Genomic DNA, 13446 nt, shown 5'->3' with positions numbered 1-13446 from the left:
CCGTTGCACGGCCGGGCAACATCGCATTTGGCGTGGTGTCGCGCGATGCGGCACGGGCGGACATATTTGTTCGACAGGAGCATTTCATGCCCAAATTCTTCGGCCGCGTCGCCGCGCTGTGTCTGGCGAGCGCGATCCCGCTCGCCGGCCCCGCCGCGCAGGCGCAGGAGGCGGCGCCCGCCGCGTCGCTCGTCACCGGGGCCAAGGTCTATGACCAGAATGGCGAGGAAGTCGGCCGGATCGCCAAAGTATCGGGAGACAGGGTTGCGGTGTCGATCGACGGCAATGGGCTGGTCGTCCCCAAGAAGGCTTTTGTGAAGGGCGCCAAGGGCCCGGCGCTCAAAGCGCCCAAGGCGAAGATCGTCGCGGTACTGAAGCAGGCCGAGGCCGATGCGGCGGCGGTCGACGGCGTCTTGAAACCAGGCGCCGAGGTGCGGAGCGCTGACGGCGCCGCGGTGCTGGGCAAGGTCACGGCGATGGCGCCGCAGGGCGCGGTGCTGACGACCAGCGAAGGCAATATCACCATGCCGCGCGCCGCCTTTTTCATGTCGAAGAAGGGATTGGCGGTGAAGGTCAATGAAGAGCAGTTTCTGGCGGGCGTCAGGTCTGCGCGGGCGCAGAAGAAGGGCGGTTGACCCCCGCGCGCCTGGCTGGAAGGAGAATGATATGGCGCTCGAAGAGGAGCTTTACGACATCGAGCAGGGATTCTGGCTCGACGGGCAAGAGCATTTCCTGAATCATGTCGATGCCCAGTGCCTGCTCGCCTTTCCGCAGGCGGGCGAGATGCACGGCGTGCATTCGCGCGAGGAGGTGGCGGCGACCGCCACCAACGCCAACCGTTGGCGTGACCTGACCATGGCGAATCGCCAGTTTCTGCACGGCGACGACGATTTTGCGATCATAAGCTACCGCGCGGATGTGACGCGCGCCGACGGCGAACCCTATGCCGCGCTGGTCAGTTCGGCCTATGTGCGGCGACCGAACGGCTGGAAGCTGGTATTGCATCAGCATTCGCCGATCTGAGCGGGGGCCGCTCGCCGGCTTTGCTTTCGGCGCTCGCAACCGTCGGTGACCGGAAGCCGATCCGCCTAGAGAAGCTCGAAAACATCGTAGCGGACGGCTCCGCCGACGCTCGCGCCGAGCCCGACCGCGACGATGTCGTTGAGCCAGGAATATCGCGCGTCGCCGGTTTCGAACATCGGGGTCGTGCGGAAATAGATTTCCTTGCGCTCGGCCGCCGTTTGCGGCCCACCGTTTCGGGCATGCCGATGCGCCACCGACAGCGGCCGCAGCACACCGCGATAGGATATATAGATCAGCGCCCCGTCGTGCGTTTCGAAGGTGATCCGCGCGTCGAGGCGCAGCGTGTCCTTGTCGTCGATCGTCGCCCAGTCGCCGCCGCTCGGCATGACGCGGCCGCGCAGCCGTTCGCCCTCGACTTCGCCGCCGGTCAGCGCGGCGATCATGCGGCGGCCGAAATGCGCGGTGCCGATCTGCTGCTGTGGCTCGGTGAAAGCGGCGCGATAGGAGCAGAGGTAGCGGAACTCGGGCTGGTCCATCATCAATCCTTTCGTTGAATGGGGGAGGGCGCGGCGGGGAATCCTCCCCGCCGCGCCGCGGATCAGATCTTGAATGCCATGGTGACGCCATAGGTGCGCGGCGGCGCATAGGGCGTCAGTATCTGGCGGTATGGGCCGAAATAGGTGACATAGGTCGGAACCAGCTCGTCGGTGAGGTTCTTGCCCCACAGCGAAAGCTCCCACCGTTCGTCGGGGCCCGCGATCGACAGGCGCGCGTCGAGATTCTCGTGGCTCGGCCACAATTGCTGCGGGATGTTCGACGCTTCGAAAAAGGCGTCGTCGACCCAGCTGTAGTCGACCCGGAGCTTTGCCGACAAATCGCCGATCGGCGCCTCATACTGGCCGCCGATATTGAACTTGTTCTTCGGCGATCGGGGCAGGCGATTGCCGGTATAGGCCTGGCCGGGGATCGAATATTCGGTGAACTTCGCGTCGAGCCAGGCATAGCTGCCGTCGAGCTGGAAGCCTTCGAACGGGCGCGCGAGGACTTCGACCTCGGCGCCCTTGATCTTCGCCTTCGCCGCGTTGCTGACGACGACGCAGCAGAGCGGGACGAGCTGCGACACTTGAAGATCCGAATAATCGGTCTGGAACAAGGCGACATTGAACCGCAGTCGCCGGTCGAACCATTCGGTCTTGGCACCGACCTCGTAACCCCAGGCGAATTCGGGGTCATAGGGGGTAGATGCGCCCGCCGCCGTGCCTGAAAGGCCTTGGAACCCCCCGCTCTTGTAACCGCGCGCCGCCGACGCATAGAGCAACACATCGTCGGTCGCCTTCCAGTTCAAGGCGAACCGCGGAGTAAAGGCTTTCCATTTCTGGCTCGCGGTGACGTCATAGCCGGCCGGCGTGCCGAGCGGGGGCGGCACGCCGGGGCCGTCGTCGCCCTTGTAGCCCGCGAACCGGCCGCTCTTTTTCTCCCAAGTCATTCGCGCGCCCAACGTGGCGGTCAGCGACGGGACGATTTCGTAGTCGAGCTGGCCGAAGATCGCGAAGCTGCGCGCGTTGACCGACTGCGGAAATATGCCGATGCCGCTGATCGCGGGCGTCGCGAAATCCTGGATCTGTCCCTGAATGCGATCGGTGTCCTCCTTCAGGTAATATAGGCCCGTCTGGCCGTTCAGCCGGCCGTCGAACGCATCGAACGCCAGCCGAAATTCCTGGCTGAACTGCTTGTTGTCCTCGTCGCCGAAATCGGTCGATTCGATCTGGCTCGGCGGATTGACCGGATTGCTGAAAAAGGGCGTTTCGAACTGGAAATCGACCTTGCGGAGCGCGGTCAGCGAGGTGAGCGTGCCGAAGGGCAGGTCGAGGTTGATCTCGGCCGAATAGGACTGGATCGTCCGCTTGATCATGCCGTCGATATAGGCGTTCACCACGCGCGGATCGGGGTTGATGCCGACGCAGTGGACGCCGCCGTTGAAACTGGCGTCGCAATTATTGTGACGTGGATTGCCCTTTTGGTCCTGCCGCGAAACGTCGGCGCGGAGTATGATGTCGAGCGTGTCGGTCGGCATCAGCCGCAAGGCGAGGCGTCCCGTCGTCAGGTTCAGATCGTTGACGTCGTTCCCCGTCGTCTCGTTATATTCGAAACCGTCGCGTTGCTTGTGCGAGAGGCCCGCCGACAGATAGATTTTATCGGTGAGCGCCATATTGCCGCGCGCGACGACGCCGACGCGGTCGTAATTGCCGTACGTGCCCTCGAAATAGAAGCTGGTGTCGGCTGACGGCTTGCGGCTGACGAACTGGATCAGCCCGCCGATGGCATTTTTGCCGAATAATGTGCCTTGCGGGCCGCGCAGAACCTCGACGCGTTCGAGGTCGAGGGCGTCGAGGTCGGGGGTGCTGCCGCGGCCCGCATAGACCCCGTCGACGAAGACGACGACCGACGGGTCGCCGCCGGCATTCTGGCTGATGCCCGGCGCGCTGCCGATGCCGCGCATCGCGAAATTGGTGTTGATGGGATCGACGGCGCTCGCGGCCAGTCCCGGGGTGCGGAGCGCGATGTCGGCGACGGTCTCGATATTGTTCGCGCGAAGCTGTTCCGCACCGAAGGCGGTGACCGACACCGGGACGTCCTGCAGCTTCTGCTCCTGTCGCTGCGCGGTGACGATGATATCGCCGTCGCTATTCTCCGCGGCATCCTGTGCCGTGGCGACGGCAGGCATGGTCAGCAGGACGATGCCCGCCAGCAGCCGCGACGAGGGGTTCAGTATCTTTCCGGCCATGTCTCGCTCTCCCATTTATTTTCGATTCGTTTTTCCGTTGTCGTGCGTGCCTGTTCCTGCTTGACTGCGAATACAAAATACTTAGTTATCTAAGTATATGCTTAATATATCAGCACGCCTTCCGGTGCAAGGGGGGCGGCGGTCGAAGCGAAACCGGGAGTGGATATGGCGACGGAGCGGGCAGACGGCGGCACCGCCGGGCAGGCGAAAACGCAATCGAAAGATCCGCCTTGGCCGCGGCCAGCGTACAGCTGGTATGTCGTCGCGATATTGTTGCTGGCCTATACGCTGTCGTTCGTCGACCGCATGATCCTCAGCCTGCTCGTCGCGCCGATCCGCGCCGCGCTCGATATCTCGGACACGCAGGTCAGCCTGCTCATCGGACTGGCCTTCGCGCTTTTCTATACGTTGCTCGGCTTGCCGCTCGCATGGATCGCCGACCGCTATAACCGCCGGAACCTCATCGTCGCGGGGATCGCGGTGTGGAGTGTGATGACGGCGGGCTGCGGCTTTGCGGGAAGCTATGCGTCGCTCTTCGCCGCGCGCATGGGCGTCGGTGTGGGCGAGGCGACGCTTTCGCCCGCCGCCTATTCGATGCTCAGCGACTATTTTCCGCGCGACCGGCTGGCGCGCGCGATGGCGGTCTATTCGATCGGCGTGCCGCTGGGTTCGGGCGTGGCGATGATCCTCGGCTCCTTCGTCGTTCAGGCGGTGCTTGCCGCGCCGACGGTCGATGTCCCCTTCTATGGTCCGATGGATGCGTGGCGGTTGATTTTCGTCTGGGTGGCGGCGCCGGGGATATTGGTCGCGCTGCTCATGCTGACCGTGCGCGAGCCTCTTCGTCGCGGGCGACGGGCGGCCGCTGTCACGCCGGATGTGCCGGCCGCCGGCGCGCCCGGTCTTGTCGCGCACATCGGGGGACAGCGGGCGGCGCTGGGCGCGCTGTTCGGCGGCATGTCGCTGATCGGTCTCGTCATGTATGGCGCGATCGCGTGGATACCGACCTTCTTCGCGCGCAGCTACGGCATGGACGTTGCGCAAGCGGGTCTGTGGTTCGGCGTCATCATGGCGGTCGGCGGCGCCTTCGGGTTGATCGCGGGTGGCGCGCTCGCCGACCGATTGTTCGCCAAGGGGGTGGGTGACGCGCATTTGCGGGTGATGCGCCTGTCGATCCTGCTCGGCGGCCCGCCCTTGACGGCGATGGCTCTGATGCCCGACCCGGCGCTGGCGTTCGCGATGCTGGCGTTGGCCTTTCCGTGTCTGACGATGCACGGGGTCGGCGGCGTTGCCTTGCAGCTGATCACGCCGAACGAATATCGCGCGCGGATGACCGCGATCTATTTCTTTGTCGTCAATCTGGTCGGCCTCGGCTTCGGTCCGATGCTGATCGCTTTGCTGACCGACAATTTATTCCAGGACGAATCCGCGCTGCGCTATTCGATCGCCGTCGTCGCAGCGGCCGCTTTCCCGCTCGCCGCAATCATCCTGACATGGGGGTTCAAGGGGTATGCGCGCGAACTGGCCCGGAGTTGACGGAACGCCACGGCCGACGCCGGTTTTCGCAAAATCATATGCAAACACTATGCGAGGGCTGATTTCACTCTCTCGAATTCAAACGCGCGCCTATTCTAATTGATGCTCCGCAGACGACCCGCGTCACCTTTGTGGCGGGCGCCTTGCTGGAGCAAATCATGCAGGATCTTCTCTGGATCGGCATCATCCTCGCGCTTCTGGCGACAAGCCTCGGCTATGCGCGCCTTTGCGACGACGCGTGAGGTGATGTCATGACTCTCGACCTATGGCTCGCGGGCGCCACCGCGCTTGGCCTTCTCGTCTATCTCGTCGCCGTGCTCGCACGGCCCGAACGCTTTTAGGGGAGGCGCGCCATGACCTTTCAGGGATGGCTTCTCATCATCGTTTTCGTCGGGCTTTTGCTCGCGATCACCAAGCCGATGGGCCGCTGGCTCTTCGCGCTCTATGACGGCCAGCGAACCCCGCTCCACCGCCTGCTCGGGCCGGTCGAGGCGGGCTTTTACCGCCTGTCGGGCATCGACCCGAACGAGGAGCAGGGGTGGCGCCGCTACGCGGTCCATATGCTGATCTTCAATTTCGCATTGCTGCTCTTCACCTATGCGGTGCTGCGCTTGCAGGGCGTGCTTCCGCTCAATCCGCTGGGTTACGAGGCGGTCGGCGCCGATGGCGCGTTCAACACCGCGATCAGCTTTACGACCAACACCAACTGGCAATGGTATTCGGGCGAGGCGACGCTGTCGAACCTCAGTCAGATGCTCGGCCTGACGATCCAGAACTTCCTGTCGGCGGCGACGGGCATTGCGCTCGCTTTCGCTTTCTTTCGCGGGTTCGCGCGGCGCAGCGCCGCGACGCTCGGCAATTTCTGGGCCGACATGACGCGGGTCACGCTCTACCTGCTGCTGCCCATCTGCATCGTCTATGCGATCTTCCTGATCGCGAACGGCGTGCCGCAGACGCTCGCGGGTTCGGTCGAGGTGTCGACGCTCGAAGGCGTCAAACAGACGCTCGCGCTTGGCCCCGTCGCGTCGCAGGAAGCGATCAAGATGCTCGGCACCAACGGCGGCGGCTTCTTCAACGCCAATTCGGCGCATCCGTTCGAAAATCCGAACGCGGTTACCAACCTCGTCCAGATGCTCTCGATCTTCGCGATCGGTTTCGGCCTGACCTGGACCTTTGGCCGCGCAGTCGGCAACCAGCGCCAGGGTTGGGCGATCCTCGCCGCGATGCTCACCATCTTCCTCGCGGGCGTCAGCGTCGTCTATTGGCAGGAAGCGACCGGTAACCCGATCCTCCACCAGCTCGGCGTCGCCGGCGGCAATATGGAGGGCAAGGAGGTCCGCTTCGGCATCGCCGCCTCGTCGCTGTTCGCCGCCGTCACCACCGCCGCCTCGTGCGGCGCGGTCAACGCGATGCACGACAGCTTTACCGCGCTCGGCGGCATGATCTCGCTGTTCAACATGCAGCTTGGCGAAGTCGTCATCGGCGGCGTCGGCGCGGGCATTTACGGTTTCCTGCTGTTCGCCATCCTCGCGGTGTTCGTCGCGGGGTTGATGGTCGGGCGCACCCCCGAATATGTCGGCAAGAAGATCGAGGCGCGCGAGGTCAAGCTCGCTGTGCTTGCGATCGCGGTGCTGCCGCTGATCATTCTCGGCGGCACGGCGATCGCGTCGGTCACCGAGGCGGGGCTGGCGGGGCCGCTCAACAAGGGGCCGCACGGCTTTTCGGAAATCCTCTATGGTTTCACGAGCGCGGTCGCGAACAACGGGTCGGCCTTTGCGGGCCTGACCGCGGGCACGCCCTTCTACAACGGGATGCTCGGTGCCGCGATGTGGCTCGGTCGCTTCTTCATCATCATTCCCATGCTGGCCATCGCGGGCAGTCTGGCGGCGAAGAAATATACGCCGGCAACGGCGGGCAGCTTCCCGACCACCGGGCCGCTGTGGACGGGCTTGCTCGTCGGCATCGTGCTGATCGTCGGCGGCCTGACTTTCCTTCCCGGCCTCGCGCTCGGTCCGATCGCCGATCACCTCGCGATGATCCGCGGCCAGCTCTTCTAAGGATTAACGCATATGGCTCGGTCTGAAACCAGGTCGCTGTTCACGGCGGATCTGATCGTCCCCGCGATCGGCGATGCCTTTCGCAAACTCCATCCCAGGGAGCTGATCCGCAACCCGGTGATGTTCACGACCGCGGTCGTCGCCGCGCTGCTGACCATCCTGCTTGTGGTCGGGCAGGACGGTCTCGCGACCGGCTTCAAGCTCCAGCTCGTCATCTGGCTGTGGCTGACGGTGCTGTTCGGCACCTTTGCCGAGGCGCTCGCCGAAGGACGCGGCAAGGCGCAGGCGGCATCGCTGCGCGCCACCAAAGCCGAACTGACCGCCAAGCGCCTGAAGGGCGAAGGCAAGGCTTATGAAAACGTGCCTGCGAGCGCGCTGAGGGTCGGCGACATCGTGCTCGTCGAAACCGGCGATCTCATCCCCTCCGACGGCGAGGTCGTTGCGGGCGTCGCGTCGGTCAACGAAGCCGCGATCACGGGCGAAAGCGCGCCGGTGATCCGCGAGGCGGGCGGCGACCGCAGCGCGGTCACCGCGGGCACGCGCGTCATCTCGGACGAAATCCGCGTTCAGGTGACGGTGGGGCCGGGGCAGGGTTTCCTCGACCGCATGATCGCGCTCGTCGAAGGCGCCGAGCGGCAGAAGACACCGAACGAGATCGCGCTGACATTGCTGCTCGTCGGGCTGACGATCATCTTCCTGATCGCGGTCGGCACGATTCCGGGCTTCGCTTCCTATGCGGGCGGTTCGATCCCCGTCGCGATCCTCGCGGCGCTGCTGATCACGTTGATCCCGACGACGATCGCGGCCTTGCTTTCGGCGATCGGCATCGCGGGCATGGACCGGCTCGTGCGCTTCAACGTCCTCGCCAAGTCGGGCCGCGCGGTCGAGGCGGCGGGCGACGTCGATGTGCTGCTGCTCGACAAGACCGGCACGATCACCGTCGGCGACCGGCAGGCGACCGAATTCCGTGCCGTCGGCGGCCATTCGGCGGCGCAGCTCGCCGAGGCGGCACTGCTCGCGAGCCTTGCCGATGAAACCCCCGAGGGGCGCTCGATCGTCGTGCTGGCGCGCGAGAGCTTCGGCCGCACGGCGGAGCTGACCGCGGGTGCCGAGATCATCGCCTTCACCGCGCAGACCCGCATCTCTGGCATCCGGATCGGCGACAGCGTGATCCAGAAGGGCGCGGTCGACTCGATCCTGCGCGCCAACCCGGGCGCGGGCACGACCGCCGCCGCGACCGAGCTTCGCCGCATCACCGACGAGATCGCCCGCGCCGGCGGCACGCCGCTCGCGGTGGCGAAGGACGGCGAGCTACTCGGCGCGATCTTCCTCAAGGATATCGTCAAGGCGGGGATCCGCGAGCGTTTCGGCGAATTGCGCGCGATGGGCATCCGCACGGTGATGATCACCGGCGACAACCCGCTCACCGCTTCGGCGATCGCCGCCGAGGCGGGGGTCGACGATTTCCTCGCGCAGGCGACGCCCGAGGACAAGCTCGAACTGATCCGCAAGGAGCAAGAGGGCGGGCGGCTCGTCGCGATGTGCGGCGACGGTACCAACGACGCGCCCGCGCTCGCGCAGGCCGACGTCGGCGTGGCGATGAACACGGGCACGCAGGCGGCGCGCGAGGCGGGCAATATGGTCGACCTCGACAGCGATCCGACCAAGCTGATCGAGGTGGTCGGGCTCGGCAAGCAGCTGTTGATGACGCGCGGTGCGCTCACGACCTTTTCGGTCGCCAACGACGTCGCCAAATATTTCGCGATCATCCCGGCGATGTTCGTCGCGCTCTATCCGGGGCTCGGCGTGCTCAACGTCATGGGGCTCGCGACGCCCGAAAGCGCGATCCTCTCGGCGATCATCTTCAATGCGCTGATCATCCCGCTGCTCGTGCCGCTTGCGCTGAGGGGCGTGACCTATCGTCCGATGGGGGCGGGGCCGCTGCTGGCGCGCAATCTTGCCGTCTACGGGCTTGGCGGCCTCGTCGCGCCCTTTGTGAGCATCAAACTCATCGACCTCGCCATCGACGGCCTGGGTCTGGTCTGAGGAGACCGTAATGAACAAGGATCTTATCAGCGCGCTGCGTCCGGCGCTTGTCATGACATTGTTGTTCGCAGCCCTGCTGGGGCTCGCTTATCCGCTGGCTCTCACCGGTATCGGGCAGGCGCTCTTCCCGGCCCAGGCGAACGGCAGCCTCGTCCGCGACAACGGCCAGGTGGTCGGCTCGACGGTCGTCGGCCAGGCTTTCGCCGCGGAACGCTATTTCAACACGCGCCCGTCGGCGGCGGGTGACGGATATGACGGGCGCGCATCGTCGGGCTCGAACCTCGGCCCGACCTCGCGGGCGCTGGCCGACCGGGTGAAAAGCGATACTGAAAAGATGAAGGCGGCGGAGTCCGGCAAGGCCATCCCCGCCGATCTCGTCACGACCTCGGGGTCGGGTCTCGACCCCGACATTACGCCCGAGGCGGCCTATTATCAGGTCGACCGCGTCGCCCGGGCGCGCGGGCTGGATTCGGCGGCGGTGCGGGGGCTCGTCGAGCGGAGCGTCGAGGGCCCGATGCTGGGCTTTCTTGGCGAGCCGCGTGTCAATGTGTTCAAGCTCAATCGACGTCTGGATAGTTTTGGAGCTAAACCCGCCGCGTGACCGAAGCCGACCGACCATCGCCCGAGACCTTTCTGCGCCAGGCCGCGCAGGAGGGTCGCGGCCGTCTCAAGGTCTTTCTGGGGGCGGCGCCGGGGGTCGGAAAGACGTGGGAAATGCTCACCGACGGTCGCCATCGCCGCGAGGCCGGGGTCGATGTCGTCGTCGGTGTGGTCGAAACGCACGGCCGGCGCGAGACCGGGGCGCTCGTCGAAGGGCATGAAGTCATTCCGCGCCGCCATGTCGACCATCAGGGCCACAGCCTCGGCGAAATGGATATCGACGCGATCCTCGAACGGCGGCCGCAGCTCGTCCTCGTCGACGAGCTTGCGCACAACAACGCGCCCGGAAGCCGGCATCCGAAGCGCTATCAGGATGTCGAGGAACTGCTCGACGCGGGCATCGACGTCTATTCGACGCTCAACATCCAGCATGTCGAAAGCCTCAACGACGTCGTCGCTTCGTTCACGCGCGTCCGCGTTCGCGAGACGGTGCCCGACTCGATCCTCGAAAATGCCGAGATCGAGGTTGTCGACATCCCGCCCGACGAGCTGATCGAGCGGCTGCGCGAGGGGAAAGTCTATATCCCGCAGGAAGCGACGCGCGCGCTCACCCATTTCTTTTCCAAGTCGAACCTCACCGCGCTGCGCGAGCTTGCGCTCCGCCATGCGGCGCAGGCGGTCGACGCGCAGATGCTCGATCATGTGCGCAGCCACGCGCTCGCGGGCAGCTTCGCGGTCGGCGAACGCATCGTCGTCGCGGTGAGCGAGCTCCCCGTCGCCGCCGAACTTGTGCGCGCGGGCAAGAGGCTCGCCGATGCGCTGAAGGCGCCGTGGAGCGCGGTCCATATCGAGACGCGGCGCAGCAAGAGCATGTCCGACGAGGATCGCCGGCAGCTCGCCGATACGTTGGCGCTGGCGTCGCGGCTCGGCGCGTCGACCGCGACAGTGCCCGCGGCGAGCGTCGTCGAAGGCCTGCACGCCTTCGCGCGCGAGGCGCGGGCCACCCAGATCGTCATCGGCAAGTCGGCGCGCCCCTGGTGGTTCGAGATGCGCCACGGCTCGGTCGTCGACCAGCTCGTGCGGACGATCGACGATGTGGCGGTGCACGTCCTGCCCGGCGAGCCCGACGCGCGCACGGTGCGGCGAAGCGGCATCGGCGCGGCGGGACGGTGGGGCGAGCCGGCCGATTATATATGGGCGTTGGCGATGGTCGCGGCGATGACCGCGCTCGGCCGTCTGCTCCGCGCCGCGCTCGATCTCGGTAATATCGCGCTGCTCTATCTGATCCCGGTGATGTTCGCCGCGGCGACCTTTGGTCTGCGCGCCGGGCTGTTTGCGGGGCTCGCATCGAGCCTTGCCTATAATTTCTTCTTCCTGCCGCCGACCGGCACGCTCACCGTCAACAATCCCGAAAATGTCGTCAGCATATTGGTGTTGCTCGGCGTTGCCGTGGTCACCAGCCAGTTTGCCGCACGCGTGCGCGCGCAGGCCGATCTGGCGCAGTCGAGCGCGCGCCAGAATGCCGCGCTCGCGAGCTTCTCGCGCCAGCTCACCGTTGCGCCCGATCAGGATGCGTTGATGCACGCGATCTGTGCCGAGGTCGGCCGGCTGCTCGACGTCCGTGCTGCGCTTCTCCTGCCTTCGCCCGACGGACCGATGCTGCGCGCCGCGGTGCCGCCCGAGGACCGGCTCGAGCAGATCGAGCGCGCCGCGGCGCAATGGGCGATGGACAATGACCAGCCGGCCGGGCGGGGGTCGTCGACGCTGACCGCGTCGGACTGGCTGTTCCATCCGCTCCGCACGACGCGCGGCGTGCTCGGCGTGCTCGGGCTGACCCGCGACGATGCCCGCGAGCCCGTCCGCTCGGATCAGGTGCCGCTGCTGATGAGCCTGCTCGACCAGGCTTCGATCGCGCTCGACCGGATGGAACTCGAGGAAGCGTCGCTGCGCGCGCGGCAGATCGACGATCGCGACCGGCTGCGATCGGCGCTGCTCTCATCGGTCAGCCACGACCTTCGAACGCCGCTGACGACGATCCTCTCGGCGGCGCAGGAAATGCGGCGCCAACCCTCGCCGGCGCTCGCCGAAACGGTCGAAGCCGAGGCCCGGCGGCTCAACCGCTTCGTGTCGAACCTGCTCGACATGGTGCGCGTCGAGGCCGGCGCGCTGCCGATGAAGGCCGAGGCGACCGACCTGTTCGACGCCGCCGCGAGCGCCGCGCACGACACACGCGCCTCGCTTGCCGGGCACGAGGTGAAGGTCGACATTCCGTCCAATATCCCGCTTGTCCGCGTCGATCCGGTGCTGCTGCACCATTGCCTCATCAACCTGCTCGACAATGCCGGGCGCTATGCCGATCCCGGCACGCCGATCATCATCCGGACGCAGCGCACGTCCGATGCGATCCTTCTGTCGGTCATCGACGAAGGACCGGGCATCGCACCGGGGAACGAAAAACGGGTGTTCGAAACCTTCACCCGGCTCGAAGGCAGCGACCGCGCCAAGCATGGCACCGGCCTCGGGCTCGCCATCGTCAAGGGCTTTGCCGAAGCGATGGGGCTCGCCGTCGAGGCGGGCAATAACGAGCAGCCGCACGGCGCCCGCTTCACGATCCAGATACCGGGCGCGCTGATCATCGCGCCGATGAGCGACAAGGAAAACCCATGAAGGTGCGTCACAAGGTCCTGGTCGTCGACGACGAACTCCATATCCGGCGCCTTATCCATGCGGCGCTGGCGCGGAACGACTATGCGATCGTCGAAGCCGAGACCGCGCGCGCGGCATTGGAGCAGCTTCGCGCCGAGCGTCCCGACATCACCTTGCTCGATCTCGGGCTTCCGGATCGCGACGGGCTCGAACTGGTGCCGCTGTTCAAACAGCAGTCCGACACGACGCTGATCGTCGTGTCGGCGCGCGACGCGACCGACCAAAAGGTCGCCGCGCTCGACCTCGGCGCCGACGACTATCTCACCAAACCCTTCGATACCGATGAGCTGCTTGCGCGCGTTCGCGTCGCGCTGCGCAACCGGTTGACCCGCGACGGGGGCATGCTGGCGCTCGCCGTCGAGGATGTGACGATCGACCTCGTGGCGCGCACCGTGACGAAGGCGGGGAGGGAGGTTCATCTGACCCCGAAGGAATATGGTGTGCTCGCCCAGCTCGCGAAATTTCCGGGGCGGGTGATCACACACAAGCAGATCATGGCGGAGGTCTGGCCGCACGAGTATGAACATCATGTCGAATATCTGAGGGTGCTCGTGCGAACCCTGCGCCAGAAGCTCGAAACCGATCCGCAGCAGCCGCGGATCATCTGCAACGAGCTCGGCATCGGCTATCGGCTGCGGCCCGGCAACGACGCGTTGGCGGAGGATGGCGAACCGCCGCGCTGAAACATATGCAAAC

General features: G+C 65.8%; 11 protein-coding genes. 9 read left to right on the top strand and 2 right to left on the bottom strand.

Annotated elements, in window-relative coordinates; genetic code table 11:
* Nucleotides 1-86 precede the first annotated feature (86 nt).
* Together VFG17_RS05660 and VFG17_RS05655 are read left to right on the top strand one after the other, a co-directional pair.
* Nucleotides 87-635: a hypothetical protein gene (locus tag VFG17_RS05660; RefSeq protein ID WP_325028490.1), complete on the top strand. Its 549-nt coding sequence runs from the start codon at nucleotides 87-89 to the stop codon at nucleotides 633-635.
* Between the two features lie 31 nt (nucleotides 636-666).
* Nucleotides 667-1023 (top strand): hypothetical protein, encoded by a 357-nt coding sequence (locus VFG17_RS05655; protein ID WP_325028489.1) that lies wholly within the window; start codon nucleotides 667-669, stop codon nucleotides 1021-1023.
* Between the two features lie 65 nt (nucleotides 1024-1088).
* On the opposite strand, the gene VFG17_RS05650 is transcribed toward VFG17_RS05655, so the two are convergent.
* On the bottom strand, nucleotides 1089-1562 hold the full coding sequence (locus VFG17_RS05650; protein ID WP_325028488.1) for a DUF3237 domain-containing protein: 474 nt from the start codon (nucleotides 1560-1562) through the stop codon (nucleotides 1089-1091).
* A 59-nt stretch (nucleotides 1563-1621) separates the two neighbouring features.
* Entirely contained in the window at nucleotides 1622-3808 is a 2187-nt protein-coding gene (locus VFG17_RS05645) for a TonB-dependent receptor (protein WP_325028487.1), read from the bottom strand.
* Nucleotides 3809-3973: 165 nt separating this feature from the next.
* Between VFG17_RS05645 and VFG17_RS05640 the strand changes: the two genes are divergently transcribed.
* The 7 genes from VFG17_RS05640 (at nucleotide 3974) to VFG17_RS05610 (ending at nucleotide 13433) form a co-directional block, all read left to right on the top strand.
* Entirely contained in the window at nucleotides 3974-5341 is a 1368-nt protein-coding gene (locus VFG17_RS05640) for an MFS transporter (protein WP_325028486.1), read from the top strand.
* A gap of 251 nt (nucleotides 5342-5592) precedes the next feature.
* On the top strand, nucleotides 5593-5682 hold the full coding sequence (gene kdpF, locus VFG17_RS05635) for a K(+)-transporting ATPase subunit F (protein ID WP_325028485.1): 90 nt from the start codon (nucleotides 5593-5595) through the stop codon (nucleotides 5680-5682).
* Nucleotides 5683-5694: 12 nt separating this feature from the next.
* Complete coding sequence (kdpA, locus tag VFG17_RS05630) at nucleotides 5695-7398, top strand: potassium-transporting ATPase subunit KdpA (protein WP_325028484.1); 1704 nt, start codon at nucleotides 5695-5697, stop codon at nucleotides 7396-7398.
* Between the two features lie 12 nt (nucleotides 7399-7410).
* Complete coding sequence (gene kdpB, locus VFG17_RS05625) at nucleotides 7411-9444, top strand: potassium-transporting ATPase subunit KdpB (RefSeq protein ID WP_325028483.1); 2034 nt, start codon at nucleotides 7411-7413, stop codon at nucleotides 9442-9444.
* 10 nt (nucleotides 9445-9454) lie between these two features.
* A complete protein-coding gene (gene kdpC / locus VFG17_RS05620; protein WP_325028482.1) occupies nucleotides 9455-10045 on the top strand; it encodes a potassium-transporting ATPase subunit KdpC in 591 nt (196 codons plus the stop codon).
* On the top strand, nucleotides 10042-12711 hold the full coding sequence (locus tag VFG17_RS05615; protein ID WP_325028481.1) for a sensor histidine kinase KdpD: 2670 nt from the start codon (nucleotides 10042-10044) through the stop codon (nucleotides 12709-12711). The genes kdpC and VFG17_RS05615 overlap by 4 nt, the downstream gene beginning before the upstream one ends.
* The gene (locus tag VFG17_RS05610; protein WP_325028480.1) at nucleotides 12708-13433 is read left to right on the top strand and encodes a response regulator; all 726 of its coding nucleotides are present in this window, start codon (nucleotides 12708-12710) and stop codon (nucleotides 13431-13433) included. The genes VFG17_RS05615 and VFG17_RS05610 overlap by 4 nt, the downstream gene beginning before the upstream one ends.
* Nucleotides 13434-13446: the final 13 nt, after the last annotated feature.

Source organism: Sphingopyxis sp., assembly GCF_035686825.1.
Classification (GTDB): domain Bacteria; phylum Pseudomonadota; class Alphaproteobacteria; order Sphingomonadales; family Sphingomonadaceae; genus Sphingopyxis.
The sequence above is the reverse complement of the archived record's forward strand: the minus strand, read 5'-3'. Positions and strand labels throughout refer to the sequence as shown.